A 26,323-nucleotide genomic window follows, 5' to 3' on the forward strand; every position below is an offset into this window, starting at 1 on the left:
TGCCGCGAGGCTGAAGAATGGCTCGGCAACTGGTGTGGCGGGTCCATGTGGTCCGACATCGCCGGAAATGATCCCGATCGGCCGGTTGCGAGGACGTTCGGCCGATCAGTCGCCAATTCTCCGGCGCGCCATAGGGGCGCGCTTAATTGTTGCGGGCCGCTACGAACTGCGCCGCTTGTTTCAGAAGCGCAGCTTGCTCGCCAAAAGGTTCGAGCAACGCATGAGCCTGGTCAACGAGGCCATGGAGCTGGCCCCGCGCCCAGTCCGGTCCGTGCAGCGCGACCAGCGTCGCCTTGCCGGCCGCGGCATCCTTGCCGGTCGCCTTGCCCATCTGATGCGCGTCGGCGGTCAGGTCGAGCAGATCGTCGGCAAGCTGAAAGGCAAGCCCGATCGCCGAGCCGAACTCGGCCAGCCTTTCGCGGTCGCCCGACGGCGCGCCGGCAAGGATAGCGCCCGCTTCGCAGGCAAAGCGGATCAGCGCACCGGTTTTCATCGCCTGAAGCCGGATGATGCCGGCCTCGTCCGGCCGGCTTTGTTCGGCTTCGAGATCGAGCATCTGGCCGCCGACCATGCTTCCCGCCCCGGCGGCGCGGGCCAGTGCCAGCACCAGCGTTGCCCTGCGCTCGGCCGGCAGCATTGTCGCCTCGTCGGCAAGGATGTCGAAGGCAAGTGTCAGCAAGGCGTCGCCCGCAAGAATGGCGGTCGCCTCATCGAAAGCCCTGTGCACGGTCGGCTGGCCGCGGCGCAAATCGTCGTCGTCCATGGCCGGCAGATCGTCATGGATGAGCGAATAGCAGTGCACGCATTCGAGCGCCGCCGCGACGCGCAGCGCCGCCTCGCCGTCGGCTGAAAACAGTGCAGCACTTTCCATGACCAGGAAGGGACGCAGTCGTTTGCCGCCGTTCAGCACGCCATGTCGCATTGCCGCCATCAGGCGTTCGGGCCGCGCGACCTCGCCCGAAAGCGTCCGTCCGTCGAGCAACCGCCTCAGCAGCGCCTCGAGCGGAACTGCCCGGGCAATAAGTGCAGCTTCGAACGCCATTTGGTCGTCTTTCGTCATGGTCGGGAGCGGTAGCCGACACTCAGACATTGCGCAAGAAGCCAAGCGCCATTATGCCGGGGGCAGGGAGTAGCGCGGACTGGGTGGCTTGGCGGAACCGATCGTCGATCACGAAACCGAAGGGTTGGACATGGCGAGACCGAGACGCGGCAGCCGCATCGGTCTTCAACGCTGGGTCCGGCGCGGCATTGCCGTCGCCGTCGTGCTGGCGTTGGTGCCGGTGGTGCTGACCTTCCTGTATCTGCCGTCATTCGTGCATCCGGTGTCGACATTGATGCTGAAGGACCTGGCGACGTTTTCCGGCTACGATCGGCGCTGGGTTTCCATCGACGATGTCGCGCCGGTGCTGGCATATTCGATAATCATGTCGGAGGACGGGCAGTTCTGTTTCCATCGCGGCGTCGATCTGGGCGAGTTGCGCGGCGTCGTCGACGATGCGCTCGCCGGCGAGATGACACGTGGCGCCTCGACCATCACCATGCAGACGGTAAAGAATCTTTATCTATGGTCGCGGCCGTTGGGCTCGGTCCGTAAGGTCGTCGAACTGCCGCTGGCCGTCTATTTCGATGCGGTGCTGTCGAAACGGCGGATCATGGAGATCTACCTCAACATCGCCGAATGGGGACCGGGCATCTACGGCATCGAGGCCGCCGCCCAGCATCATTTCGGCGTCTCGGCTAAACAGCTGTCGCGCCGGCAGGCAGCGCTGCTTGCCGTCACCTTGCCGAATCCGATCGTGCGCAATCCGGCGAAGCCCGGGCCGGGACTGAGGCGGCTTGCCGCGTTGATCGAACGGCGCGCCGGCCGCGCCGGCGCCTATGTCGGTTGCCTGCGATAGTGTCAAAAAAAAACACGGCGACGCTGGCCAAAACGCCGTCGGGCGTGTATAGGCACCCGACTTTCTCAGATTCCGGCCCCTGATGTGGCCCTTTCACGAGGGCCGCCGGGGCGTTTTGACCATGTAGTGGAGCATATCCATGGCCGTTCCGAAACGAAAAACCTCTCCGTCGAAGCGCGGCATGCGCCGTTCTGCCGACGCACTGAAGGCCCCGACCTATGTCGAGGACAAGAACTCCGGCGAGATGCGCCGTCCGCACCATATCGACCTGAAGACCGGCATGTATCGCGGTCGCCAGGTTCTGGAGCCGAAGGAAAGCTGATAGAGCTTTCGACGGTTTATTGGGTTGCGAAGCGACCGGCCATTGGCCGGTCTTTTTGCGTTTGCGACAACTGATCGTATCAGCCGGGCCTGACATTGTTGTTTCACGCCGTCTTTGTCCGTGTTTATCGGCCGCACGAAAATTCTTGACGGCGAACGCCGGGCGCACTCTACAAAGATCAGTCCAACCGGAGCCGCCACATGTTCGGTGCCATCCCGCTGCTGATCGTGCCTTTCATCCTCTACAATCTTGGGCTTCTGGGAATATTCGGCAGCGGCGACGATCCGTGGGCCACCGAAATGTTTTCGGTCCGGATGATGTCGGGTGGCGTGTTCTCGATGACCCTCGGCGACCTCATCGTGCTGATCGCACTGATCTTCTTGTTCGTCGAAGTGGTGAAGTCGACGCGCACGACAAGTGCCTCGATCATGGACCATCTTTTGTCGACCTTCGTCTTTGTGGCCTATCTGGTCGAGTTCCTGCTGGTGAAGGGCGCCGCCCATTCCGTCTTCTTCACACTGATGGTCATAGCGCTGATCGACGTGCTGGCCGGCTTTTCGGTGTCGATGCGGTCGGCCACCCGCGACATCAATATGAATTAAGGATCCCGGCTCAGCCCGGGTCAGCGGTGAAGCCAGCCGCCTCGAGCCGGCGATGGCTGCCGTTTCATCATTGTCGAACGTGTCGCCGGAAATACCGATGGCGCCGATGATCGTGCCGGCGTTGTCGCGGATCAGCACGCCGCGCGCGCGCCCGACACGTCGGAGATGTCGGCGATCAGATGCGGGCGCTCCTTGGCGAAAGCTTCCACCCGGCGCGGGCCCATGCCGATAGCGAGCGCGCCATAGGCCTTGCCGGCCGACATTTGCGGACGCAGGAACGAGGCGCCGTCCTGACGCTGGAACGCGACCAGATGGGCGCCGGCGTCGAGCACCGAGACGCCAAGCGCCTGAGCTTGAGCTAGGCACCCTTGGCAAAGGCGGCGGCGTTGATTTCAAGGGCTTTGTCGAGCGTCAGTGCGGTCATGGCCGTCTCCTGAACGCGCCAGTTATCAGCCGTCAGAACAGACTCCGAGTGAACTGTTTCGCGTGCGGAAGGAAGCATGGATTCTGGGAGCGCCGGCCTATTTCTTCTTGGCGCGAGGCTTCTTCACCGGGGCCGGAGGCGCATTGGCCAGGTCTTCCGCTTCCTTGGCGAGGCGCAGCGCCCGCAGCTTGTTGGTCTTGGCTTGGCGAGCGTCGCTCTCGGCGACATATTCCGCCATCGCCTTCTGGCGAACCGTGGCTGCCTCTTCCTGTTTCTTGAAACGCAAATCGGCCCGCGCACGGGCAGTGTCCTTAGAGTTCTCGACCAAGAGCGTTATCCAATCCGTAAATTATCTTCAGTCCCTTGATAGCAGAGCCAGCCCGCAATTGGGAAAATAAGTTGGTCATGGCGCCGGATCGCAGCCAACTCGCTCCGCCTTGCGGGCGACTACCGCATCGTATCCGGCCTGCAAAGTCGCGCGGACGGTGGGTCCAGATGGGGCGGGAGACGCACCCAGATGCTCGTGGCGCAACTCGTTCATGAACTTATCCCACATCGGCGGGCCGCCTTTTTCCAGAAGCTCGGCACGGATAGAGAGCTCTTCGCTGACCGGCAGCCAGACGCGGCCCCAGGCGCCGAGATGCGCCAGGATCGGCACCAGCGTAATCGCCATTTCGGTCAGGCTGTAGATCGCCTTTTGCTTGTGGGAGGGATCGTCCGCCTTGGTCAGCATGCCGAGCTCCATCAGCCGCTTCAGCCGGTCGGCGAGGATGTTGGAGGCGATGCCCTCCATCGAGCCGTTGAGCAGTTCGCGAAAGTGGCGTCTGCCGCCGAAGATGATGTCGCGAAGGATGATCAGGCTCCACCGGTCACCGAACACTTCGAGCGACAGGTTGATGGGGCATCCGGACCGACGATCGATGTTCATGCGAATCTCCAAAAACCGGTTGCATTATCGTATCGGTTTTAATATCGTGCAACTGATTGCAAAATGCAATCGGATTGGAAGCCCAAGGAGGAAAGCCATGAAAAACGCCGAACACCCCGAAATCGCATCCCAGACGTTCGGCGATCCGGCCCATCCGGCGGTGTTGTTGATCATGGGCGCGATGGCTTCCATGCTTTGGTGGCCCGAAGCGTTTTGCCGGAAGCTGGCCGGCGAGGGTCGCTTCGTGATCCGCTATGACAATCGCGATACCGGCCGTTCGACCAAATACGCGCCGGGCGAGCCGCCTTATACATTCGACGACATGGTGGACGATGCCGTCCGCGTCCTTGACGACCAGGGAATCCGAAAGGCGCACGTGGTCGGCATGTCGATGGGCGGCATGATCGCGCAGCTCGTTGCGTTGAAATACCCGTCGCGTGTCACTTCGCTGACGGTGATCAGCAGCTCGCCCTTGGGCATCGATACGTCGCATTTGCCCGGAACCACCGAGGCCTATAGGAAACATTCGGCCGAAGGCGCGAAGGTCGACTGGTCTGACCGTGGCCAAGCGGTCGATTTCATGGTCAAAAACGCGCGTGCGCTCGCCGGCACCGCGCATCCGTTCGATGAGGCGCGGACGAGAGCGTTCGTGGAACAGGACTACGACCGGTCCGGCGGCTTTCTCAGCGCGACCAATCACTTCATGCTCAAGGGCGGCGAAGATCGGAGCGGCGAGGACTGGACGGGGCGGCTGCACGAGATGAAGATTCCGCTCCTCGTTGTCCACGGCACCGACGATCCGATCTTTCCAGCCGAGCATGGCGCCGCTCTTGCCGACGCGGTCGCCGGTGCAAGACTGGTCCGGATCGAGGGCGGCGGCCACGAGCTGCATCCCGACGATTGGGCCGCGATCATCGATGCGATCGTCGCCCACAGCCGGGCCACGTAGCAGCGGGCCGAACCTTGACACCGGATGCCCGCGAGACGAAGCACCAAAGATAGGAGCAAAAATGTCCCTGACGATGCATCTTCATCCGCTGGCCTCCTTCTGCTGGAAACCGCTGATCGCGCTCTATGAGAACGGCACGCCATTCACATCGGTCGTTGTCGATCTCGGCAATGAACAGTCGCGCGCGGCGTTTCTGAAATTGTGGCCGCTCGGCAAGATGCCGGTGCTGCGCGATGAAGCGCTGGACCGGACCGTGCCGGAATCGACGATCGTCATCGAATATCTCAACGCGTATTATCCTGGGCCGGTCGAACTGATCCCCGCCGATCTCGATCTCGCTCGCCAGACCCGGCTTGCCGACCGCTTCTATGACTTCTATGTCCAGGAACCGATGCAGAAGATCGTTGGTGACCGGCTGCGGCCGGAGGGCAAGACCGATCCGTTCGGCGTCGAGCAGGCCCGCGCCCAGCTGCGCAGCTCCTACGCCATCATTGAACAGGACATGCAGTCGACGACATGGGCGGTGGGTGCGAGCTTCACCATGGCCGACTGCGCTGCCGCCCCCGCGCTGTTCTACGCCAACAAGGTCGAGCCGTTCGGAGACGAATATCCTGCGGTCAGGCGCTATCACGACCGGTTGCTGCAACGCCCCTCGGTTGCCCGTGTGATCGAGGAAGCGCAGCCGTATTTCAAGCTCTTCCCCTACAACAATGGCTAGAGTGGTTCATCATCCTCGCAAACGCACTACTCAGGGACAATCGGACCTGGACACCATCTCTCCCTTGACCAACACGGATACTCTAGGCCCGATGCTGCATAGTTGCTCGACGCGCTGACGATGCCTCTCAGCTTCCGGGTGAACCGAGCTGCTCCGCATCCCAGAACTGGTCAAGCCAGATGTTGAGCTTCAGGAAGCCGGCATTGCTGACCGTATAGACGCGCCTGGTGCCTTCCGGCTTGGCGTTGACCAACCCCGCATCAAGCAGCACCTTCAGGTGCTGCGAAACGGCCGGGCGGGACACCGGCAAGCCGGATGCCAATTCGTTGACGGTCTTCGGTCCGCGCCGGAGCTCTTCCAAGAGATGGCGCCGGTTGGGATCGGCAATCGCCATGAAGGCGTCGGAAAGCATCATGCCTTATTTGTGGGGCAAAGCGCCTCGAATCTCAACTGTCGGCTTCAGCTTTTCTGCGCGGGTCGAGCCGCAACGCTTCCGGCGTCACCGAGCGATCGGCGGGCTGGGTCTTGAAGGCATCGCGGCCTTCGATCGGCACCGGCGCGCGACGGCTGATGCGCAGCAGCGTATAGCCAGCCAGGCTGAGATGCGCGAGCGCAGTGGCCAGGAACAGCCCCTCAGGGCGCATCCAGCCCATCAGGCCGGCGGCCACCAGCGGACCGATCATCGTGCCGAAGCCATAAAGCAGCAGCAGGCCGCCCGACACTTTGACGAAGTCCTCCGATCGCGCATGGTCATTGGCATGCGCCACCGCGATCGAATAGAGCGTGTAGGCGAAGGCGCCGTAGGCGGCGGTGCAGACGATGACGAAGACGCCGGAGCGCGGTTCGAACAGGAAGATGGCGATGGCAAACAGCGCAGCGCCGCAGGCCGCGCCCGCCAGCACGAAACGACGGTCCGTCGTGTCGGAGAGCCGCCCGGCCGGAAGCTGCATGGCAGCGCCGGCGATGACCACGAGGCTCATCATCAGCGCGATCTCGGCTGTCGAGATGCCGATGCGCGCTCCATAGACGGCACCAAGTGTACCCCAGGCGCCGTTGGCGATGCCGATCAGCACGCAAGCGATCGCCGACACCGGCGAATTGACGTAGAGCCCCTTGACGTCAAGCGACACGTCCTGCAGCGGCTTGGGGTGAGACGCCGTCGAGACCGCTGTCGGGATCAGCGACAGGCAGAACAGAATGCCGGTGATCATGAACAGCGACGCCGATCTCACATCGCCGCCGGCAACGATCATCTGACCGCCCATGATCGAGGCATAGGTGACCATCATGTAGAGGCCGAAGACGGTGCCGCGGTTTTCGTTGGTGGCCTTCTCGTTGAGCCAGCTTTCGATGACCATGAAGGCGCCGGCCATGGTGAAGCCGGTGAAGGCGCGCAGCAGGATCCAGGTATATTCGTCGATGATCAGGCCGGTGAGCAGTGCGACGATCGCTCCCGATGCGGCAAAGGCGCCGAAAGCCCTGACATGACCGGCGCGGCGCACGATGCGTGGCGCAAAGAAGCAGCCGGTGACGAAGCCGCCGGCCCAAGCCGTGCCCATCAGGCCGAGCGATGCCGTCGAGAAGCCCTCCACCTGGCCGCGCAGCGGCAACAGCAGACCGTGCAGTCCAGATGCCGCCAACAGGAACGCGGTGCCGCGCAGCAGCGAGAGGATCGGTCTGTAGCTTGCGAACATTTTTCAATCCGGCTGGGGTTTTGGGCACAAGTCTGGAGACAGCGGCATTCGGGCTTTTCGGCGGCGTGCCCGAGCTTTTGGAATTACCCGCAGTAACTACCCGCGGCGAAACAGCGCCTCTGCCGCCGACTTGGTCGAGCCCTTGGTCTTGAGCTCGGCTTCCAGCCGGGCGATCTCGTCGCGCAGGATGCCGATCCGTTCGGACAATTCATCGACGGAAAGCAGCGACAGATCCTGCCCGATCTCGTGCGGGCGCGCTTTCTTCTTGGGTTCGTCGTCGAAGATCGCCATCGTCGCTCCTCCGTGATTGCCCATTTGCCTGATTTGCCAATGAGCATACATAGGGCAAGGGTATGGATGCAAATGGCGGGCAAGAGCTGGCACGAGAAACCGGCGGAGCACGACGGGAAAATTCATGGCGAACGCACAGAAAATTCCGGCGAAGATGATGGCGATCGCCATATCGGAACCGGGCGGGCCGCGGGTGCTGAAACCGGAAACCCGCGACGTACCGGTTCCCGGTCCCGGCGAGATCCTGATCCGGGTGCGGGCCGCCGGCGTCAACCGGCCGGACGTGCAACAGCGCAAGGGCGCCTATCCGCCACCGCCGGGAGCGTCGGATCTGCCGGGGCTGGAAGCAGCAGGCGAAGTCGCTGCCCTTGGTGACGAGATATCGCGCTGGCGCGTCGGCGACCGGGTCTGTGCGCTGACGGCGGGCGGCGGCTATGCCGAATATGTCAGAGTGCACGCCGGCAGCGTGCTGCCGCTGCCCGCCGGCTTTACCTACACCGAAGCGGCGGCGCTGCCGGAAAACTACTTCACTGTTTGGCACAATGTCTTCGAGCGCGGCGGCCTGAAGAGCGGCGAGACACTGCTCGTGCATGGCGGCTCGTCGGGTATCGGCACCACGGCGATCCAGCTTGCTGCTGCTTTCGGCGCCTATGTCGTCACCACCGCCGGCAGCAAGGAGAAATGCGACGCCTGCCTCAAGCTCGGCGCCGACCGGGCGATCAACTACCGCGAGGAGGACTTCGTCGCCGCAGTCAAGGAGGCAACCGGCGGCAAGGGTGCCAATGTCATCCTCGACATGGTCGGCGGCGACTATGTGGCGCGAAACTATGAGGCTGCAGCCATGGAAGGCCGCATCGTCCAGATCGCGACGCAGGGCGGGGCAGTGGCGAGCGCCGATTTCTTCAAGATCATGGCCAAGCGGCTCGTGCACACAGGATCGCTGCTCAGGCCACGCACCGTGGAGTTCAAGGCGGCAGTTGCGGCTGCGCTCGAGGCGCAGGTTTGGCCGCTGCTCGGCACGCGCAAGGTTGCGCCGGTGATGGATACGATCTTCCCGCTCAAGGAAGCGTGGCGGGCGCATGAGCGGATGGAGGAGGGTGAGCACATCGGCAAGATTGTGCTCGATGTCGCCTGACGGCCCGCAAACAGGCTGAACGAAAGCTTAATGGTGCAATGCAACAAACGCATTGCGGCCATGCAAAAGCGTCTGTTCAATTTTTCATCGCCGATGCCTATTTACGCGGCATCAAAACGATGGAGGACTATCATGAACCCGATCCGCGCTTTCCGTAACTGGCGCATGTACAACGAAACCGTGCGCGAACTGAACCGGCTGAATGCTCGTCAGCTCAACGACCTCGGCATCAACCGCGGCGACATCGAGAGAATCGCCCGCAAAGGGCTTTGATCTCGAGCACGATCCCGCTCGAAGACCGGGCGCCGCTTTTCGGCAACGCCGAGCCGCGGTTCGGGATCAAGCTTTAGAAGCCAGAGCCGCAGCAGACGGATTTCCGTCGCCGGTTCCGAGCCCGCCCGACCTTGGTCTGGCGGGCTTTGTCTTTTTGAAGGTTTCGACTGCATGGCGTCATCTGCCGACCCTTCGCGGTCTGCTGGTCGCGCTGCCGTGCCGTCCTTGACGCGCGCCTGCCAAAAACATTGCGAAACGGCGAGCGAGCGGTTATATAGACCGCGATTTTCCCATTTTGGTGGCTCTAAACCACCGCCCGCGCGGGAACGCGGGCGAACGAGAAGGATTTTTGTAATGGCCAATACGCTGCTGATGCCAAAGGCGACCGCCGTCTGGCTGGTTGACAACACAGCGCTTTCCTTCGAGCAGATCGCGCAGTTCTGCGGACTGCATCCGCTTGAGGTCAAGGCGATCGCCGACGGCGAGTCGGCGCAAGGCATCAAGGGCATGGACCCGATCATGACCGGCCAGCTCACTCGCGACGAGATCGCGCGCGCCGAGAAGGACGCCAACCACCGGCTGAAGCTCTCCGATCCCAAGGTGCGGGTGCCGGAATCCAAACGCAAGGGTCCGCGCTACACACCGCTGTCGAAGCGCCAGGACCGGCCCAACGCCATCCTCTGGCTGGTGCGCAACCATCCCGAGCTCAAGGATGCGCAGATTGCCCGCCTTGTCGGCACAACGAAGTCGACGATCGACCAGATCCGCGACAGAAAGCACTGGAACTCCGCCAATCTCCAGCCGATGGATCCGGTGACGCTCGGCCTGACGTCGCAGATCGACCTCGATATGGAAATCAACCGCGCCTCGCGCGGCCGCGAGCAGGCGCAGCCGGTCGGCGATACGCTGCTGCCGGCCGCCTTGACCGAACGGCTGGTGCCGGCGCCCGAAAAGCCGAAGGACGAGGACCGCGAACTTGACGCCAACGCCGTCTTCGCCAAGCTTTCGGCGCTGAAGTCGAAGGACAAGGACGCCGACGAAGAGGAATAGGTCTGGCATCCAAAACTAAAAGCCCGCTTTCAAGCGGGCTTTTTTTGTGATCTTCCGTGTCAGCTTCGCGCCGCCCGGTCCGGCGCCATGCCGTAATCCTCGCTGCGCTCCACCGCGCGATAGAAATCAGCGAGCTGCTTGCCGCGCTCCGGCTTGAAGGTGCGGCCGGCGATGACCACCGAGGCGATGCGGTCGATGCGGAAGGCGCGGAAATCGCCGCGCATCTCACACCAGGCGACCAAGGTCCACACCTTGCCCCAGAACCACAGGCCGAGCGGGCGGATGTCGCGCGCGGTGCTGCGGCCGGCCTCATCCGAATAGTCGATGGTCAGCACCTGACGTTTCTCGATGGACCGCTCGATCAGGTCGATGGCTTCGCGGGCGGCATCGCTTACCACCCACATCGGCGTGTGGATCTCGGTACGGGCGATGCGGTCCTTTTCGGCGTCGGGCAACACGGCGCCTATCTTGACCAGCGCCTCGTCGGCGGCTCGCGCCATGGCCGCGCCGCCAAAGGCGCGCACCATGCGGGCGCCGGCGACCAGCGCGACGATCTCGTCACGCGTGAACATCAGCGGCGGAAGATCGAAACCCTCCCTCATCATGTAGCCGACACCGGCCTCGCCGTCGATCGGCACGCCGGTCGACTGCAGGTCTGCGATGTCGCGATAGATCGTCCGCTCGGAAACCTCGAGCCACGTGCCCAGCTTCTGGGCGGTGACCAGACGACCACCACGCAGATGCTGCACGATCTGGAAGAGCCTGTCGGCGCGGCGCATCGTATGGTCCCTCGGCGTCTATCGTTCCAGCCCTTCGCGCTTGCGCTGCGCGGCGACGAAGGCCGCGCCGAAGGACAGTTTACTCGTTGTCGGCGGGTTTGCGCCGACCACCCGCCAGAACGGCGCAACGTCGCCCAGCGCCATACCACCCTCAAGATCCTCGTTGGCGGCCTCGGCGACGGTGCGCAGATGATAGCCGATGGTGACCGGACATGTCATCTCGGCACCGTGCTCGATGGCGAGAGCGGTGCGCAAAGCGCGGACATTCATGTCCATGCCTTCGGGGATGGAGCGGATGAATGCATGGACCTGGCGAGCTGTAGGAACCAGCATCGGCTGGCCTTCGATGACGTCGCCGATGGTGCGTGGCGACGGTGTTATGCCGTTGATGCCAGGCGTGTTCAGCCTGTCGTTCCAGCTTTTCATCGATCGTCCTCTCGGCCATCCGGCTCCGGCGGCCATCGCACTATGGCACGAGCCTCCTGACACCATACTGTCAGGAGGCTTCAGCATGCCCATTTCAGCTCGTCGCCAGGTCGCATCCAAACGCCACGCAGAAAGCTTGCCTCAATTGCCGCCATTGCGGCGGTCGCCATACATGTCCGGCCAACCAATATCCTTGCGGATGTCCGCAGGCAGGGTGTTCATGAATCGCTGGGTGCGGATCTCATTGCGGATCGTCCGGATCTTGCCGACATAGTGCTGCACGCTACGCAGAATGGTAATACCGTTCATGGCTGGTCTCCTCTCTTTCGATGCAGGCACTATCGCACACCCCTGCTGACAGCAGTCTGTCAGGAGGGTGCGGCTCTCATGACCGGCGTTCCGATTTATCCATCGAAGTGACAAGGCAGTGCTGAAAAGAGGCTTGCCGCAGTGGAAGCCGGCGATCCCGGAGCCGCTTTGACAGCCAGCCGCGATGCTGATCAAAGGCTGCATGTCGAAACTTCTCGCGCTCGTCATCATCTTCATGATGGTCATCCAGCTCATCAAGCCGCTCGGCTGGCCCGGGCTGAAGCGGCGCAGCGATTTCTGGAAGCTGGCGCTGCTGGCGATGGCGGCGATTTCGATTACGGCGGTGCTCGGGCACTGGACGTAATGCATGTCGCGCAAAAGTGTGCAGCGGTTTTGCGACAACGACATGCATAAAAACAAGAACCTGAAGCGCGTCGGATGAGGCCAATCGAATGCGACGCGCTTTAGTGCGGGCGGCCCGCTACGCGACGCCCGGTTCGTTGGCGAGCACCAGGCTGACCAGATGTTCCGCCCAGGCTCGGTAGCCGGCTTCCGAAGCGTGAAATCCATCCGATGCGAAGCCGGCATCGGCATCCGTGATCGGCAGCCGGGGCGCCGGTATGGCGCCGCGTTCGAGGCAAAGGCGCTCGCCCATCCGGTTCACCTCGACGGCGCGGATTTCGAGGATCTTGCCGAGCAATGGCGGCATTGCCGGAGCCCGGGTGAACTCCAGCACCGGCGACCACACCACGCGCGCTTCCGGCCATTTGGCGCGCAGCGCGTAGAGCAGGCCGCCAAACTCGCGCTTGAAGCGCGGTACCGAATGAAAATTCTTGGTGTCGTTGGTACCGACGGCCAGCACGATATGCGTCCACGGATCGGCCGATAGATTGGGCAGCACATGATCGCGGATCTGGCCAGAGGTTGCCGAGTTGAAGCCGGCCGCCCGCCAGCGCACGGTGCGGCCGGTGCGTTGCGCAATCAGAACTGCCAGTTGCGCGGCCAATCCGTTTTCGGAATTGCCGATGCCGACCGAGGCGGCGGAGGAATCGCCAAGCACCAGAACCGAGATTGCTGGCGCCAGGCCAGATATCTCGTGCATGACCGGACCTTGTGCCGGCAGCATGCGGGCGGTGCGGCGACGCACGCCAAGTCCTTGCCAGACATAAACCGGAAAGGCGAGCCAGGTGAGAAGGGTCGGAAAGCGCCGCATGGCAAGTCCCTTTTAGGGCATAGCGAACAGCACTTAGCGCATGTCGGGCCGAAGGCGAAAGACCTTGGGTGACCGCCCGTCGTCAATGGCAGCAGCTGTCCTGCATCTCGGGCGTATCCGCATATTCGTCGTGCAGCCGCACCCAGTCCACCAGGCTATGGTGGGGACCGGTTTCGTTGCGACCCTTCGGCGTCAGGTCGAGATAGTGATAGGCGCCGATCAGCGGATCGCCGCCTCTGGAGCGCGAGATAAAAGTCAGGAAGATGTCGCCTTTCTCGTCGCGATAGAACACGCTGGTGCCGGGAAGATCCTTCGATTGCCGCGCGCGCCGCTCGAAATTGTAGGTCGTGTCGCCGGCCGCGATCTGCTTGTCGGTGAATGACACCTGCATGTCGAAGTTGAAGTCCGAAGCGTACGACGACACCCAGTCGAATTTCCAGCCCATGCGCTGCTTGTAGGGCAGAAGCTCGGCCAGCGGCGCCCGCGCAACCACCACGAGCGAGACGTCGTGGTGCCTGAGATGCTGGTTGGCACCGTCGATGTGGTCGGCAAGGAACGAGCAGCCCTCGCAACGATAGTCGGCACCGGGGCCGAACATGAAATGGTAGATGATCAGCTGGCTGTTGCCGCCAAACAGGTCAGGCAGTTTCTTTGGCCCCTGCTCGGTCTCGAAGACGTAGTCCTTGCGGATCTTCAGCCACGGCAGTTCGCGGCGTTCGGCGGCGACGCGGTCGCGAAAGCGCGTCAATTCCTTTTCGCGCGCCAGATGCGCCTTGTGCGCCTGAAACCATTTTTCCTGCGATACGGTCTTGTTGTTTGGCATAGGTCTGCTCCTCTTTTCACGGAGGACGATCGGCAGCGAGGAATGCCGACACAGAGCTGCATTTTTAGTTGCAGGAAATCGCAGACCTTGCTGCTTTCAAACAAACCCGGGCACATGGCCCGGGTCGGAGGGAACGCAACCTGAATTCCGTCAGGCGGCTTGCTCCAGCGTCGGCTGCCATTGTCCAAGCGCTGCCAGATGGTTCATGTGGGCGCGATGGGCGAAGGCGGCCTGTGCGGCGGCGACGTTCGCCGGCTTGCCGCTCCAGGCCTTCTGCGGAGCGGCCTGCAAGGCGCGGCCGTAGGAGAAGGTCAGCTTCCACGGATGCGGGCCGATAGCGTTGATGGCATTGAGGTTGGCGGTCGCCTGCTCGTCCGTTTGTCCGCCTGACAGGAAGGCGATGCCTCCGATCGCGGCCGGCACCGTCTCGCGGAACAGTTTTATGGTCTTTTCGGCGACTTCCTCGGGGCTGCTGACCTTGCCCGATTTCTTGCCGGCAAGGACCATGTTCGGTTTCAGGATGGTGCCTTCGAGCACGACGCGGGCCGCATAGAGCTCGGTGTACAACTTTGTCAGTGTCGCCTTGCTGATCTCGTAGCAGGTGTCGATGTCGTGGGCGCCGTCCATCAGCACCTCCGGCTCGACGATCGGCACGATGCCGGCCTCCTGGCAAAGCGCGGCGTAACGGGCGAGCGCATGGGCGTTCGAGCCGATCGACGTGGCGGAAGGCACGCCCTTGGCAACATCGATGTCGATCACCGCGCGCCATTTGGCAAAGCGGGCGCCGAGCTTGTAATAGTCGGCAAGGCGTTCGCGCAGGCCGTCGAGGCCCTCGGTGATGGTGTCGCCGGGAAAGCCGGCCAGCGGCTTGGCGCCGGCGTCGACCTTGATGCCGGGGATAGCGCCTGATGCCTTGATGATGTCGACCAGCGGTGTGCCGTCGGCGGCCTTCTGGTGAATGGTCTCGTCGTAGAGGATGACGCCGGAAATGTACTTGGTCATTGCATCGCTGGCGCGGAACATCATCTCGCGATAGTCGCGGCGACTGTCGGCGGTCGACTCGACACCGATGACGTCGAAGCGCTTCTTGATGGTGCCGGAGCTCTCGTCGGCAGCCAGCAGGCCTTTGCCATTGGCCACCATCGCGGCAGCAATGTCCTCGAGACGTTCGCTCATCGTGCTTCTCCTGAAAGAATTGATCCGTGCCCAGCAGACCACCAGAGCAACGCAGGTTCAAGTCGAACAATTTCACCGGGTAGGCGCGAATCGATTGAAAGTCGCGGGCGCCCTCTTTCGCGCTGTTATTGCTGCCGCGCTCAGCGCTTCAAGATGTCGACGCCGGGCAAGGGCTTGCCTTCCATCCACTCCAGGAAAGCGCCGCCAGCCGTCGAGACATAGGTGAAGTCGTCGGCTACGCCGGCATGGTTGAGCGCCGCCACCGTATCGCCGCCGCCGGCGACCGAGATCAGTCTGCCGGCCCTGGTGCGCGCTGCCGCGTGCCTGGCCGTCGCCACCGTTGCGTGGTCGAATGGCTCGATCTCGAAGGCGCCGAGCGGCCCGTTCCAGACCAGCGTCGCGGCGCGGTCGATCCATTCGGCAATGGTTTTCACGGTCTTTGCGCCGACGTCGAGGATCATGCCGTCGGCCGGCACGTCTGCTATGGCGACGGTCTCGCTGGCGGCGCCGGCCTTGAACTCCCTGGCGACAACGCCGTCGGCGGGCAGGATGATGGCGCAGCCGGCCTCGGCCGCCTCGATCATGATCTGCTTGGCGGTGGTCGCGAGATCACGCTCGCACAAGGATTTCCCGACGTCGGTGCCGCGTGCCGCGAGAAACGTGTTGGCCATGCCGCCGCCGATGACCAGCGCGTCGACCTTCTTCACCAGGTTCATCAACAGGTCGATCTTGGTCGAGACCTTGGCCCCGCCGACGATGGCGACAACCGGACGGACGGGATTGCCAAGACCCTTTTCCAACGCGTCGAGCTCGGCCTGCATGGTGCGGCCGGCGAAGGAAGGCTGCACATGCGCCAACCCTTCCGTCGACGAGTGGGCGCGGTGCGCAGCAGAGAAGGCGTCGTTGACGAAAATGTCGCCGTTGGCGGCGAGCTTTTCGGTGAAGGCCGGATCGTTCTGCTCCTCGCCCTTATGGAAGCGGGTGTTCTCGAGCAGCAGCACGTCGCCATTATTCATGGCAGCAATGGCATTTCCCGCCTTGTCGCCGATGCAGTCGGCGGCAAAGCCAACCGGGCGGCCGAGCACTTCCGCCGTCGCCTTGGCGATCGGCTCGAGCGAGAATTCCGCCGCCGGTCCATCCTTCGGCCGGCCGAAATGGGCAAGCAGGATGACCTTGGCGCCCTTGCCGGAGAGCTCGGCAATGGTCGGCGCAATGCGCTCGATGCGGGTGGCGTCGGTGACCTTGCCCTCGGCGACGGGAACGTTGAGGTCGACACGCACCAGCACACGCTTGCCGCTGATATTGCCGATGTCGTCCAGTGTCTTGAAGCCGGCCATGCTGATCCCTTTCGCGAAAAATCGCGGGGACCTTACCCCGCATCGACGACGATGCAAGACCTGCCTAACGGTTCACCGAAAATATGATTCACGTATCGAGGACGAAGTGCCCACGGGGAGCGAGATGGGCAGCAATGGCGCAAAACGCACCGACATATGGCTTTACCGGTTGCGCACCACGATGCAGGCGCCGCCGACGCTTTGCAGCTTGTCGCAGATCGTGTCGGCCTTGGCTCTGCTATCGGCGCCGATCCGCACGGCATAGATGCCGCGCCTGCCGATCGGTGTGCGGACCCGGCTGACCACCGGATCGTGGCCGGCAAGCAGTGCCGGGAACCGGCTTTTCACTCTCAGCCACTGGTTGAGCGCCGCGGCGCGGCGAAAATTGCCGGCCACCTGCACGCCCCACGGCTTGATGTTGATCGACGACATCGGCACGGTTCTGGACATGATCACCGGCAGCTCGCGGCAAGCGGCAGCGAAACTCGCCTTCTTGTCGAGCGGCCGGATGACGCCGGCGTAGGCGGTATTGGTGAAGTTGTCGGCCGGCTCGCCCATGACGTCCAGAACGTAGCTTTCGGTCTCCATCGGCAAGAAGCCGCCGGAATTCAGCCAGCGCGTCACCCGGCTCTCGCCGGCATTGTAGGCGGCGGCGGCGAGGCCGAGATTGCCGAAACCGGATTTCATTTCGGCGAGGTATTTTGCCGAGGCCGGGATCGCCTGTTCGATGTCGAAGGAATTGGCGAGCCCGCGCATCCTGGCGGTGCCCGGCATGAATTGGGCGATACCCTCGGCGCCGACGGGGCTGACCGCATTGGGATCGAAACGGCTTTCCTTCCAGATCAGCCGGGCAAAGAAATCCCGGGGCAGGCCATTCTGGTCGGCATGCGTCTCGATAAGATCGCAAACTCGATCAATCAGCTTCTGCTTGGCGGGCCGCGGCGGATCGGCCTGGACGGCTGTCGCCCAGCCCAGCCCGCAAATGACAACCAGCGTCGCCCCAAGCAAACGCCGCATCGAACTACTCCGCCGCGGCTTTGCCGTGTTGCCCAAACCGCCGTTCGATGTAGTCGGAAACCATTTTTTCGAAATCCGCGGCGATCGACGGGCCGCGCAGGGTCGCCGCCTTCTTGCCGTCGACGAACACCGGGGCGGTCGGTGTCTCACCGGTGCCGGGCAGCGAAATGCCGATATCGGCATGTTTGGATTCGCCCGGACCGTTGACGATGCAACCCATCACCGCGACCTTGAGGTTCTCGACGCCGGGATATTGTTCGCGCCACACAGGCATGTTCTTGCGCAGGTCGGCCTGGATGTTCTGGGCAAGCTCCTGGAACACGGTCGAGGTTGTGCGGCCGCAGCCCGGGCAGGCGGCGACGATCGGCACGAACTGCCGGAAGCCCATGGTCTGCAACAGTTCCTGCGACACCTGCACCTCGCGCGTGCGGTCGCCGTTCGGCTCCGGCGTCAGCGAAATGCGGATGGTGTCGCCAATGCCTTGCTGGAGCAGGATGCCCATGGCAGCGGACGAGGCGACGATGCCTTTCGAGCCCATGCCGGCCTCTGTCAGGCCGAGGTGCAGCGCATGGTCGGATCGGGTGGCAAGCTCGGTGTAGACGGCGATCAGATCCTGCACGCCGCTGACCTTGGCCGACAGGATGATTTTCTCGCGCGCAAGGCCGATCTCTTCGGCCATTCCGGCCGACAGGATCGCCGATTGCACGATTGCCTCGCGCGTCACTTCCTGCGCCGTCAGCGGAAAGCCCTGGGCCTGGTTGTCGTCCATCAGCCGGGTCAGCAGCTCCTGGTCAAGCGAACCCCAATTGACGCCGATGCGCACCGGTTTGTCGTATTTGATCGCCATCTCGACGATCGCCGCGAACTGCCGGTCTTTCTTGTCCTTGAAGCCGACATTGCCGGGATTGATACGGTATTTGGCCAGTGCCTCGGCACAGGCCGGGTGGTCGGCCAGGAGCTTGTGGCCGATATAGTGGAAATCGCCGACCAGCGGCACGTCGATGCCGAGCCGTTCCAGCCGCTCGCGGATAGCCGGTAGGGCCGCAGCGCTTTCGTCGCGATCGACGGTTATGCGCACGATCTCGGAGCCGGCACGATGCAGCGCCGCCACTTGCGCGACCGTCTGGTCGACATCGGCCGTATCGGTGTTGGTCATTGACTGGACGACGACCGGCGCACCGCCGCCGACCATCACGCCGCCGACATCGACACCGACCGACCTGCGGCGTGGGAAGGGTGAGGAAAAATATCCGGTCATGCCGGCTGCCTTTAATCTTGAAGGTCCGGGCATGAGGTGGAGGAGCAAAGATGGCTTGTCAATGGCGACTGGCGCGCAGGCCCAGCAAATCGGAAATGACAAGACGGCAGCTTGCCGCAAATCCACGAACGTTTCCGGTAGCATAGCGATGCCACCGGAAAGATCGCGCGCCGGGCGGCGCTTCTAGTCCTGGAAGGGCTTCAGTGCGTCGTCGGTTTCGCCTTCAGTTTTTCAATCTCGTCCTTGAGCGCCAGCTTGCGCCGCTTGAGATTCACGATTTCGAGGTCGTCTACCGATGGATGGGTCATCGCATCATCGATTTCGCGTTCGATGTCGCCGTGTTTCCGCTGCAGCTCATCAAGATGGGATGCAAGAGACATGATTGGTTCTCCCTTTCATGGTTTCCTCGGATTGCAGCCGTCATGGCACGTCCACCGCAGGCTCGCTTCTATGACGGCATAATGACAGTGTGCCACCATCGCGCACCGATGTCGAATGCTGCGTGGTAGCATTCCACGCCAATATGAAATGTGATATGGGCTGCGCGCCGGTGCAAGAAGGCCCGGTCCCGCCCAATCAGGCCCATAGTTTGGGCGCCGCAGACGTGCAGACGGTAAAAAATGTCCGATCAGGAACAGGCAGATATCCGCCTCGAATATTCCCGGCTGAAGCAGGAACACGCCGATTTCGACGCGGCCATCAATGCGATGATCGCCATGAATTGCGACCCGCTGCAAATCCAGCGCATGAAGAAAAAGAAGCTTTTCCTGAAGGACAGGCTGATGGCGCTGGAAGACAAGATCATTCCAGATATTATTGCTTGAACGAACGCCATTGCTTGAACGAACGCCGGCGCCGGCTTGCTGGAAAAGCGGTTATGCCGCGATCGAAAGCCGTGCGGCGCGCTCGCGCAACAACGCTATCAGGTCGTCGGTCTTTTCGGTCGAGGTATCGATCGGAACCACCAGGCACATCGTCGCCTCGACCCTGCCCGGCGCTGAGAAGACCGGCGCGGCCAGGCATTTGGTGTAGGCATCGACAAGGCCGGAGGTGACGCAGTAGCCGGCCGACTTGGCGACGGCGATGTCGTCTATGAAATCGTCGAGTTGCAATCTGCGGCCGTCGGGCAGCACGAGATCGTCCTCGGAGACCATATCCTCGATCGCTGCCCTGTCGAAGCCGGCGAGGAGCAGTCGCCCGGAAGCTGTCCAGGGGAGCGGTATTTGCAGACCGGTCGCCGAGCTGATCCGGAATGGCCTCGTCCCCGGGCTTGAATGGACGATGGTGTAGCGGCCGCTTTGCAGCATGCACAACTCCGAGGTCTCGCCGGTCTCGCGTGACAGATGGTCGACTTCTTGGCGCCCTCGCCTGAGCAGGTCGTTGCCCCGCACATAGTCCATTCCGTAGAGATAGAGCTTCTTTCCGAAATAAACCCGATTGCCGTCTCCGGCCATTTCCAGCAGACCTGCGTCGACCAGCGAGCGCACAAGCGTATAAGTCGTCGAACGCGGCGCGTTTACCCCCTTGGCAAGATCGCCGATGCCGATCGCGCGCTGGGTCGCGTGAAGAAACTCCAAAATCTGGAGGACCCGGTTGAGGCCCTTCTCCCGAGAAGCCGAGTTCTTGTCTTCGTCCAGACCGGCGTCCGGTCGAGCGGCCAAGGCATTACCTTCTTGCATTATCGATCCCTGATGTTAATCTGTCTTGTACAGAGTACAGGCGTCTCTTGTAAGGGACAATGACGTCAGTTGCAACCGATGCCTGTACTGCTGCTCCAAAGGGGAACACAACACGAAAGGAGGTCGCCGTGAACGACACATCCAAAAGGCGTGAATTTCTGAAACTGGGAATGGCCGGGCTTGCAACGGCCGGAGTGATGAGCGCCGCTACCGCGGTCGACGTTCAGAAAGCGGCGGCCCAGGCAGCGCCGGACAGCCTGCTGCGCACCGTCCTCGAGCGCGGCAAGGTGATCGTCGGCACCGGCAGCACCAATGCGCCCTGGCATTTCGAGAACGACGCCGGCGAACTGGTGGGCATGGACATCACCATGGGTCGCATTCTCGCCAAGGGGCTTTTCGACGATCCGACCAAAGTGGAATTCGTCATGCAGGATCCGGCTCAGCGCATTCCGAACGTGACCACCAACAAGGTCGACATCACCATCCAGTTCATGACCATGACCGCCCAGCGCTCGCAGCTGATCCACTTCTCCCGACCCTACTACGTCGAAGGCATCGCCTTGCTGACCCTTCCGAACGCCGAAAACAAGACCTTCGACAAGCTGCTTGCCGGCGGTTCGGCGACGCGGATTTCCATCCTGCAAAATGTCGATGCCGAGGCTAACGTGCATATCGTCCTGCCGGAGTCGCAGGTGATGCAGATAGACACGCAGGCCAACGTGCTGCAGGCCCTGGAATCGAAGCGCGTCGACGCCGCCGCGGTCGATCTGTCAACGGTGCGCTGGCTCGCCTCGCGCAATCCGGACAAATACTTCGATGCCGGCAAGAGCTGGTTCTCAATGCTTTATGGTGCCGCGCTTCGGCAGGGCGACCTCGACTGGCTGACCTTCGTCAACCAGACCTTCACCATCGCCATGTTCGGTCATGAAACGGCACTCTACGACGCTGCGTTCAAGGATTATTTCGGACAGGAGCCGCCGGCGCGCCATCCCGGTTTCCCAGTCATTTGATGCAAGCGGGCGGAAGGACAACGTCCTTCCGCCTTCTCTCATCACAGCCCTCCATGACGAGGACGCATGGGTTATACTCTCAACTTCAACCTTATCTGGCGGCATTTCGACAAGCTCTGGGGCGGACTGCTGCTAAGCCTCGAACTGGCCGTCATCTCGATCGCGATCGGCATCGTCATCGGGCTCGTTCTGGCGGTCTGGTACGTGTCGGCCGGACGTGCGGTGCGGACCATCATCGCGGGGTATGTCGAGTTCATCCGCAACGTGCCGCTGATCCTGCTCGTCTATCTGGTCTTCTACGGCTTGCCGACGGTGGTCGACATTGCCTACAGCGCGCAAACCTCATTCATTGCCACGCTGTCGCTCTACAGCGGCGCCTACCTGGTCGAGGTGTTTCGCTCGGGGCTCGAGGCGGTGCCGCGCGGTCAGCTCGACGCCGGCAAGGCAATCGGCCTGACACCATGGCAAAGGCTGCTCGATGTGCGCCTGCCGACGATGCTGCGCATAACCCTGCCGGCGCTTTCCAACACATTCATATCGCTCTTCAAGGATACGTCCGTGGCGTCGGTCATCTCGGTACCCGAACTCACCTATGGCGCCCAGTGGATCAACTTCAACACGTTCCGCATTGTCGAAGTCTATCTGGTGGTGACGGCAATGTACCTGTTGACCGGCTACACGCTGCTTTTCGCGCTGCGGCTCGTCGAGCGCCGGTTCAAGGCGGCGCGCTGACATGCTGAGCCAGATCATCTACGCCTTGCCGTTCCTCGCCGAAGGCTTTGCCGTAACCTTGTGGGTGTCGCTGCTGGTCGTGGTGTTATCGCTCATCGCCGGCGTGCTGATGGGTGTCGGCCTTGTCTATGGTCCTTCTCCGCTGCGCTGGGCAGTGCGCATCTTCAGCGACACCATCCGCGGCATTCCGATCCTGGTGCTGATCTTCTTCGTCTATTACGGCCTGCCCGCGGTGGGGCTGCATCTGGAATCCTTTTGGGCGGCCGTGTTCGCCCTCACCCTCTTCAAGACCGCACAAGTGGTCGAGTATCTCAGGGGCGCTGTCGGCTCGATTCCCAAGGGTCAGTCCGAGGCGGCGCTGGCGATCGGACTGACCTTTCGCCAGCGGCTGGCCTACGTCATTTTTCCGCAGGCGTTCAGGCGTTTCCTGCCACCCTGGATCAATGGCGTCACCGACGCGGTAAAGGGTAGCGCGCTGGTCTCGCTGCTCGGCATCACCGACCTCATGCAGGCTATCAACCAGGTCATCGGCCGCACCTATGAGGCGATGCCGCTCTACATTCTCGGTGCGCTCGTCTACTTCGCCGTCAACTACGCCCTCTCCTTGGCCAGCCGGCGCCTGGAGCGGCGTTTCTCCTTCATCCGGGAATAGCACGATGTCCAATGCCTCGCAGCAGAATCCGGCACTTCTCGATGTCACCGAGGTTTCCAAAGCCTTTGGATCCGTCGAGGTCCTGCGCTCCGTCAGCCTGCAAGTGACACGCGGCGAGGTCGTGACTATCATCGGCCCCTCCGGCAGCGGCAAGACCACGCTACTGCGCTGCGTCAACTTCCTGGAGAGCTACGACAGCGGCTCGATCCGTATCGACGGCAAAGAAGTCGGCTATCGCGAGACGGGAACACGCCAGCGACGCAGCGAGCGCGACCTGGCGGCGATGCGAGCCGAGACCGGAATGGTGTTCCAGAGCTTCAATCTGTTTCCGCATTTGACTGCGGCCGGCAACATCATGCTTGGCCTGCGCAAGGTGCGCGGCAAGAGCAATGCCGAGGCCCGCACCATTGCCGAGCACTGGCTCAGCCGCGTAGGCCTCGCCCACAAAGCCGACAGTCTGCCGGCCGAGCTTTCCGGCGGCCAGCAGCAGCGCGTCGGCATCGCCCGCGCCGTGGCGATGGAGCCGAAGATATTGCTTCTCGACGAGATAACCTCGGCGCTCGACCCCGAACTGGTTGGCGAGGTGCTCGAGGTCGTGCGCAGCCTCGCCGAAGACGGCATGACGATGCTGATGGTCACACATGATGATCTCGCCTTCCTGCGGCTTTTCCTTCGCCGTATCGGGGATGATGATCCCGCCGGCGGTCTTCGCTTCGGACTCGACGCGGCGAACGACCACGCGGTCATGCAGCGGCCGGAAATTCGACTTTGCCATTTTTGGATTTCCCTGGTGCGGATGTTGAACGGTTCTCCGTTGCCGGAGCGTGGTTAGCACTCACCAGAAGCGAGTGCTAACGCGGCAGTGAGATAGGCCGTAGGCTCCTGCTAGTCAAGACGGAAGAGGGACGGGCGAAGAGCAAGATTTTAGAACGGCGCGGAAGCACCGGGCTCCTTCACGTGAGGAGTAAGCTCTTTCTGCATCTTTGCTGCCACTCGCTCGTCCCCTCCGGCTCAAGACCATCTCCGGCAGCGGCGCCTGCCTGGTGTGGCCGGAGGAGAAGGGCCTGAATGGCAGTTCGCCCAGTGACTTTTCGGCGAAGAGCGCCGCGCGGATATCCTCCGGGTCGGCGCGCATCAGGAAGCAGATCATGCTGCTCTGACCCCTGAAAACTGGACTGTTCGAAAGTGGAGCTTTCCGCGGTAGCGTCCCTTGGCGGGGAGGAGCGGAGAAGGCATCGAAGTCTTCGGACGCGCAGAAGGCGTTTATTTTGAAGTAGGGAGCGGACGGGATTCCTGTCGCGGAGATCTGTCGGCGGGCGGGAATCAGCCAGACGACCTACTTCAACTGGCGAGGTTGGCCGGACACGCCGCAGCCGGGGCGCGCGGCCGCAAAGGAGGCAGGAAATTCGCGCTCGCCAAGACGGATATTCGCCCCGCGCAGTCTGCTATGTGGCTCAATGCGACACTTCCGACCCCGATCTCTGCTAAGAACTCGGGATTGAGCGCGTCATCTTAAACCGATATGTCGGGCCCAAGGGTGAACTTAGAGCATGCGGAAGCGAGTGCTCGGTCATGCCTGAAAGTACTGACGCATTGCTCAACATCGTAAAGACTAAAAGGCAATAGTGGCAGCCGTGTTAAACAATCGGCTCCTCGAAGGTAAAAAAACGTGCAGCACGAAAATCCTCATCCGTCCGTTCCAACGACGCTCGCCCCGCTTCGGAACCAGGTATTTCGTTCGATCTGGATATCTACACAGATATCCAGCCTGGGATGGCTCGTGCAAACAGTCGCCATCAGTTGGCTCATGGTCACCATTTCGGCTTCGGATCTGTTGGTCGCGCTCGTGCAGGCCGCATCCACATTACCGGTATTCTTCCTCTCAATCCTCGCGGGAGCCATCGCCGACAACTTCAGCCGCCGATGGGTGATGTTTGCGGGGCACTGCTTGATAGCATTGGCATCAACGACGCTGATGGTTTCAGTGGGTCTGGGATTTGTCCATCCTTGGCTGATACTCGGATTGGGTTTCCTGGCTGGCTGCGGCTTCGCGTTAACTGATCCGGCCTGGCATGCGTCCGTGGGCGATATCCTCCACAAGCGCGACATTCCGGCTGCTGTGACACTTATGTCTGTCGGATACAACATTGTGCGCAGCGTTGGTCCGGCTTTGGGGGGCGTGATCCTGGCCTTCTTTGGACCGCTGGCCGCTTTCGCTTTGGCCGCGCTGAGTGATGTGGCGCCTCTAAGCGCAATATGGCGCACCAAATGGCAAGTTCGCTCTTCGCCTCTCCCTCGTGAGAGAATGACGATGGCGATTCATGACGGAGTGCGCTTCACGGTGATCTCCCTGGAGATCAGGTCGGCGATCGCCCGTGCAGCCCTTTTCGGCTTGGCAAGCATGTCCATCCTCGCGCTGCTGCCTCTCGTCGTCCGGGACAAGCTGGCAAGCGGGCCGATCGTCTACGGTATTCTGTTGGCCGGCTTCGGCATAGGCGCTTTCATCGCGGGCATGAGCAACGGCTTCCTGAGGCGGATCACGTCTCAAAACAGGCTGGTGGCGTTCGCCTCTGTCGCTTGCGCAGCATGTTGCCTACTGGCACTGACCTCGTCGGTCGCTGTGGCAGCAATTTTTATGGCGCTCGGGGGCGCGGGTTGGCTGATCACCTGGACGGGCATTGACGTGTCGGTGCAGTTGGCAAGCCCAAGGTGGGTAGTCGGCCGCACGCTCTCGATCTACTACGCCTTGAGCGCTGGCGGTATGGCCGCCGGCAGCTGGATCTGGGGGTCCGTCGCGCAGAACTACTCCTTGACCTGGGCTTTGGAGGGTGCCGCGGGGGCTCTGTTGCTGGTTGCAGCAGCGGGGATACTGTTGCCGATACGTCCATGGGAAGAAACGGATCAGGAAAGTTCGGATTTTCCCGCACCCGAGCTGGCACTCGATCTGAAGCCAAGGAGTGGCCCGATCGTTGCCAAGGTCGACTATTTCATATCCGAGAAGAATATCGACGCCTTTCTCGGCTGCATGCGCACAAAGCGGCACGCTCTTAGCCGTGCCGGCGCACGAAACTGGACGCTCCAACGAAACATTCAAACGCCTTCGGTTTGGACAGAGACATTCCGCACGCCCACCTGGATGGACTTTCTGCGTCTGAACCATCGGCTCACGGCCGCGGATAAGGAAGCAGACGAACATCTTCTCGCGCTGCATGATGGCGAACTTCCTCCGCACACAGTGCTTTCGATCGAACGAACGACCGAGGCAGCTCGTACCCGCTCAACAGTCTTTTCTCGTCCTCCGAGGTGACGTCGTGATGAGCTGTTAGCCGATGAACAGACGCGATCACCCCTGGTGCCTGAACGCGCGCCAGTGAGCGTGACACGCACTAACGTTTGATCTCGAGCGTTGCTGGCGGGCTCATCTCGAACCTGCCCTGTTGGGCCGACCTCGCTGAAGCGAGGCAGGGCCATAACCGCGAGCTTCCCAGTATTTGAGTTCGTGTTGAAATGGTGCGCGTTCGACGGCTGGGCCTGCTTTGTCGGCGAAATGTCTGATTTGACTGGCTTAAGCCAATGCCGCTCGTACCACACAAAGGCTGTGGGAGAGGCCCTTGTTGCTGACCTATCA

Annotated in this window: 31 protein-coding genes and 5 pseudogenes; 17 read left to right on the top strand and 19 right to left on the bottom strand. The window is 62.1% G+C overall.

The window, feature by feature from the left end; genetic code table 11:
* Positions 1 to 142: 142 nt before the first annotated feature.
* Complete coding sequence (locus NKH60_RS18820; RefSeq protein ID WP_352457948.1) at positions 143 to 1,060, bottom strand: polyprenyl synthetase family protein; 918 nt, start codon at positions 1,058 to 1,060, stop codon at positions 143 to 145.
* 79 nt (positions 1,061 to 1,139) lie between these two features.
* Here NKH60_RS18820 and NKH60_RS18825 point away from each other — a divergent pair, with 79 nt between their 5' ends.
* The 3 genes from NKH60_RS18825 to NKH60_RS18835 all read left to right on the top strand — a co-directional run bounded on the left by NKH60_RS18825 (position 1,140) and on the right by NKH60_RS18835 (position 2,822).
* Entirely contained in the window at positions 1,140 to 1,898 is a 759-nt protein-coding gene (locus NKH60_RS18825; RefSeq protein ID WP_352817821.1) for a biosynthetic peptidoglycan transglycosylase, read from the top strand.
* A gap of 139 nt (positions 1,899 to 2,037) precedes the next feature.
* On the top strand, positions 2,038 to 2,220 hold the full coding sequence (gene rpmF, locus NKH60_RS18830; protein WP_006203806.1) for a 50S ribosomal protein L32: 183 nt from the start codon (positions 2,038 to 2,040) through the stop codon (positions 2,218 to 2,220).
* A 200-nt stretch (positions 2,221 to 2,420) separates the two neighbouring features.
* Positions 2,421 to 2,822, top strand: coding sequence for a hypothetical protein (locus NKH60_RS18835; protein ID WP_352500775.1), 402 nt, complete (start codon positions 2,421 to 2,423; stop codon positions 2,820 to 2,822).
* A gap of 10 nt (positions 2,823 to 2,832) precedes the next feature.
* Here NKH60_RS18835 and NKH60_RS18840 read toward each other — a convergent pair.
* The 3 genes and pseudogenes from NKH60_RS18840 to NKH60_RS18850 all read right to left on the bottom strand — a co-directional run bounded on the left by NKH60_RS18840 (position 2,833) and on the right by NKH60_RS18850 (position 4,174).
* Positions 2,833 to 3,246: pseudogene (locus NKH60_RS18840) on the bottom strand (GlcG/HbpS family heme-binding protein).
* Between the two features lie 97 nt (positions 3,247 to 3,343).
* Positions 3,344 to 3,574, bottom strand: coding sequence for a hypothetical protein (locus tag NKH60_RS18845; RefSeq protein WP_023678501.1), 231 nt, complete (start codon positions 3,572 to 3,574; stop codon positions 3,344 to 3,346).
* 75 nt (positions 3,575 to 3,649) lie between these two features.
* Entirely contained in the window at positions 3,650 to 4,174 is a 525-nt protein-coding gene (locus NKH60_RS18850; protein WP_352451127.1) for a winged helix-turn-helix transcriptional regulator, read from the bottom strand.
* A 97-nt stretch (positions 4,175 to 4,271) separates the two neighbouring features.
* On the opposite strand from NKH60_RS18850, the gene NKH60_RS18855 reads away from it, so the two are divergent.
* Entirely contained in the window at positions 4,272 to 5,123 is an 852-nt protein-coding gene (locus NKH60_RS18855; protein ID WP_352613489.1) for an alpha/beta fold hydrolase, read from the top strand.
* 61 nt (positions 5,124 to 5,184) lie between these two features.
* The gene (locus NKH60_RS18860) at positions 5,185 to 5,841 is read left to right on the top strand and encodes a glutathione S-transferase family protein (RefSeq protein WP_352613487.1); all 657 of its coding nucleotides are present in this window, start codon (positions 5,185 to 5,187) and stop codon (positions 5,839 to 5,841) included.
* Between the two features lie 127 nt (positions 5,842 to 5,968).
* Here the strand turns inward: NKH60_RS18860 and NKH60_RS18865 are convergent, their stop codons facing one another.
* From NKH60_RS18865 to NKH60_RS18875, 3 genes are all read right to left on the bottom strand, one after another.
* The gene (locus NKH60_RS18865) at positions 5,969 to 6,256 is read right to left on the bottom strand and encodes an ArsR/SmtB family transcription factor (RefSeq protein ID WP_023678497.1); all 288 of its coding nucleotides are present in this window, start codon (positions 6,254 to 6,256) and stop codon (positions 5,969 to 5,971) included.
* Positions 6,257 to 6,287: 31 nt separating this feature from the next.
* Positions 6,288 to 7,535, bottom strand: coding sequence for an MFS transporter (locus NKH60_RS18870; protein WP_352683429.1), 1,248 nt, complete (start codon positions 7,533 to 7,535; stop codon positions 6,288 to 6,290).
* Positions 7,536 to 7,631: 96 nt separating this feature from the next.
* Positions 7,632 to 7,826 (bottom strand): DUF1192 domain-containing protein, encoded by a 195-nt coding sequence (locus NKH60_RS18875; protein ID WP_023678495.1) that lies wholly within the window; start codon positions 7,824 to 7,826, stop codon positions 7,632 to 7,634.
* Between the two features lie 124 nt (positions 7,827 to 7,950).
* Between NKH60_RS18875 and NKH60_RS18880 the strand changes: the two genes are divergently transcribed.
* The 3 genes from NKH60_RS18880 (at position 7,951) to NKH60_RS18890 (ending at position 10,284) form a co-directional block, all read left to right on the top strand.
* A complete protein-coding gene (locus NKH60_RS18880) occupies positions 7,951 to 8,961 on the top strand; it encodes an NAD(P)H-quinone oxidoreductase (RefSeq protein WP_352454845.1) in 1,011 nt (336 codons plus the stop codon).
* A 132-nt stretch (positions 8,962 to 9,093) separates the two neighbouring features.
* Positions 9,094 to 9,234: a DUF1127 domain-containing protein gene (locus NKH60_RS18885; protein ID WP_023678493.1), complete on the top strand. Its 141-nt coding sequence runs from the start codon at positions 9,094 to 9,096 to the stop codon at positions 9,232 to 9,234.
* 354 nt (positions 9,235 to 9,588) lie between these two features.
* Complete coding sequence (locus tag NKH60_RS18890) at positions 9,589 to 10,284, top strand: DUF1013 domain-containing protein (protein WP_023678492.1); 696 nt, start codon at positions 9,589 to 9,591, stop codon at positions 10,282 to 10,284.
* A 59-nt stretch (positions 10,285 to 10,343) separates the two neighbouring features.
* On the opposite strand, the gene NKH60_RS18895 is transcribed toward NKH60_RS18890, so the two are convergent.
* The 3 genes from NKH60_RS18895 to NKH60_RS18905 form a co-directional block, all read right to left on the bottom strand.
* Positions 10,344 to 11,063 (bottom strand): helix-turn-helix transcriptional regulator, encoded by a 720-nt coding sequence (locus NKH60_RS18895; RefSeq protein ID WP_023678491.1) that lies wholly within the window; start codon positions 11,061 to 11,063, stop codon positions 10,344 to 10,346.
* A gap of 18 nt (positions 11,064 to 11,081) precedes the next feature.
* Positions 11,082 to 11,489: a hypothetical protein gene (locus NKH60_RS18900; protein WP_352831387.1), complete on the bottom strand. Its 408-nt coding sequence runs from the start codon at positions 11,487 to 11,489 to the stop codon at positions 11,082 to 11,084.
* Positions 11,490 to 11,630: 141 nt separating this feature from the next.
* Positions 11,631 to 11,798, bottom strand: coding sequence for a hypothetical protein (locus NKH60_RS18905; RefSeq protein WP_023678489.1), 168 nt, complete (start codon positions 11,796 to 11,798; stop codon positions 11,631 to 11,633).
* Positions 11,799 to 12,000: 202 nt separating this feature from the next.
* Here NKH60_RS18905 and NKH60_RS18910 point away from each other — a divergent pair, with 202 nt between their 5' ends.
* Positions 12,001 to 12,162 carry a hypothetical protein gene (locus NKH60_RS18910; protein ID WP_352540257.1) on the top strand — a complete coding sequence of 54 codons (162 nt, stop codon included), beginning with the start codon at positions 12,001 to 12,003 and terminating at the stop codon, positions 12,160 to 12,162.
* A 117-nt stretch (positions 12,163 to 12,279) separates the two neighbouring features.
* Here the strand turns inward: NKH60_RS18910 and NKH60_RS18915 are convergent, their stop codons facing one another.
* The 7 genes from NKH60_RS18915 to NKH60_RS18945 all read right to left on the bottom strand — a co-directional run bounded on the left by NKH60_RS18915 (position 12,280) and on the right by NKH60_RS18945 (position 19,002).
* A complete protein-coding gene (locus NKH60_RS18915; RefSeq protein WP_352767667.1) occupies positions 12,280 to 13,011 on the bottom strand; it encodes an SGNH/GDSL hydrolase family protein in 732 nt (243 codons plus the stop codon).
* Between the two features lie 82 nt (positions 13,012 to 13,093).
* A complete protein-coding gene (locus tag NKH60_RS18920) occupies positions 13,094 to 13,834 on the bottom strand; it encodes a DUF899 domain-containing protein (protein ID WP_352831385.1) in 741 nt (246 codons plus the stop codon).
* Between the two features lie 150 nt (positions 13,835 to 13,984).
* Positions 13,985 to 15,010, bottom strand: a complete 1,026-nt coding sequence (locus NKH60_RS18925) for a class I fructose-bisphosphate aldolase (RefSeq protein WP_352831383.1) — start codon at positions 15,008 to 15,010, stop codon at positions 13,985 to 13,987.
* A 140-nt stretch (positions 15,011 to 15,150) separates the two neighbouring features.
* Positions 15,151 to 16,347 carry a phosphoglycerate kinase gene (locus NKH60_RS18930; protein WP_352540261.1) on the bottom strand — a complete coding sequence of 399 codons (1,197 nt, stop codon included), beginning with the start codon at positions 16,345 to 16,347 and terminating at the stop codon, positions 15,151 to 15,153.
* A gap of 162 nt (positions 16,348 to 16,509) precedes the next feature.
* Complete coding sequence (locus NKH60_RS18935; protein ID WP_352831381.1) at positions 16,510 to 17,364, bottom strand: transglycosylase SLT domain-containing protein; 855 nt, start codon at positions 17,362 to 17,364, stop codon at positions 16,510 to 16,512.
* 4 nt (positions 17,365 to 17,368) lie between these two features.
* Entirely contained in the window at positions 17,369 to 18,622 is a 1,254-nt protein-coding gene (gene ispG, locus NKH60_RS18940; RefSeq protein WP_352831380.1) for a flavodoxin-dependent (E)-4-hydroxy-3-methylbut-2-enyl-diphosphate synthase, read from the bottom strand.
* Positions 18,623 to 18,822: 200 nt separating this feature from the next.
* The gene (locus tag NKH60_RS18945) at positions 18,823 to 19,002 is read right to left on the bottom strand and encodes a YdcH family protein (protein ID WP_023678481.1); all 180 of its coding nucleotides are present in this window, start codon (positions 19,000 to 19,002) and stop codon (positions 18,823 to 18,825) included.
* Between the two features lie 240 nt (positions 19,003 to 19,242).
* Here NKH60_RS18945 and NKH60_RS18950 point away from each other — a divergent pair, with 240 nt between their 5' ends.
* Complete coding sequence (locus NKH60_RS18950; RefSeq protein WP_023678480.1) at positions 19,243 to 19,446, top strand: YdcH family protein; 204 nt, start codon at positions 19,243 to 19,245, stop codon at positions 19,444 to 19,446.
* A gap of 51 nt (positions 19,447 to 19,497) precedes the next feature.
* On the opposite strand, the gene NKH60_RS18955 is transcribed toward NKH60_RS18950, so the two are convergent.
* Positions 19,498 to 20,301 carry an IclR family transcriptional regulator gene (locus NKH60_RS18955; RefSeq protein WP_352831378.1) on the bottom strand — a complete coding sequence of 268 codons (804 nt, stop codon included), beginning with the start codon at positions 20,299 to 20,301 and terminating at the stop codon, positions 19,498 to 19,500.
* A gap of 128 nt (positions 20,302 to 20,429) precedes the next feature.
* Here NKH60_RS18955 and NKH60_RS18960 point away from each other — a divergent pair, with 128 nt between their 5' ends.
* The 4 genes and pseudogenes from NKH60_RS18960 to NKH60_RS18975 form a co-directional block, all read left to right on the top strand.
* Positions 20,430 to 21,311, top strand: a complete 882-nt coding sequence (locus NKH60_RS18960; RefSeq protein WP_031212143.1) for a transporter substrate-binding protein — start codon at positions 20,430 to 20,432, stop codon at positions 21,309 to 21,311.
* 66 nt (positions 21,312 to 21,377) lie between these two features.
* The gene (locus NKH60_RS18965) at positions 21,378 to 22,043 is read left to right on the top strand and encodes an amino acid ABC transporter permease (RefSeq protein ID WP_023678477.1); all 666 of its coding nucleotides are present in this window, start codon (positions 21,378 to 21,380) and stop codon (positions 22,041 to 22,043) included.
* Position 22,044: 1 nt separating this feature from the next.
* Positions 22,045 to 22,695, top strand: a complete 651-nt coding sequence (locus tag NKH60_RS18970) for an amino acid ABC transporter permease (RefSeq protein ID WP_352831376.1) — start codon at positions 22,045 to 22,047, stop codon at positions 22,693 to 22,695.
* A 4-nt stretch (positions 22,696 to 22,699) separates the two neighbouring features.
* Positions 22,700 to 23,359: pseudogene (locus tag NKH60_RS18975) on the top strand (amino acid ABC transporter ATP-binding protein); the annotation flags it as partial.
* On the opposite strand, the pseudogene NKH60_RS18980 reads toward NKH60_RS18975, so the two are convergent.
* Positions 23,339 to 23,470: pseudogene (locus tag NKH60_RS18980) on the bottom strand (co-chaperone GroES); the annotation flags it as partial. The pseudogenes NKH60_RS18975 and NKH60_RS18980 overlap by 21 nt on opposite strands.
* A gap of 400 nt (positions 23,471 to 23,870) precedes the next feature.
* Between NKH60_RS18980 and NKH60_RS18985 the strand changes: the two are divergent.
* The 3 genes and pseudogenes from NKH60_RS18985 to NKH60_RS18995 form a co-directional block, all read left to right on the top strand.
* A pseudogene (locus NKH60_RS18985) lies at positions 23,871 to 24,047 on the top strand (transposase); the annotation flags it as partial.
* A gap of 5 nt (positions 24,048 to 24,052) precedes the next feature.
* Positions 24,053 to 24,321, top strand: a pseudogene (locus NKH60_RS18990) (hypothetical protein); the annotation flags it as partial.
* A gap of 43 nt (positions 24,322 to 24,364) precedes the next feature.
* On the top strand, positions 24,365 to 26,002 hold the full coding sequence (locus NKH60_RS18995; protein WP_352872925.1) for an MFS transporter: 1,638 nt from the start codon (positions 24,365 to 24,367) through the stop codon (positions 26,000 to 26,002).
* Positions 26,003 to 26,323: the final 321 nt, after the last annotated feature.

Origin of the sequence: Mesorhizobium sp. M1006 (assembly GCF_040318825.1) — a bacterium.
Taxonomy (GTDB): Bacteria; Pseudomonadota; Alphaproteobacteria; order Rhizobiales; family Rhizobiaceae; genus Mesorhizobium.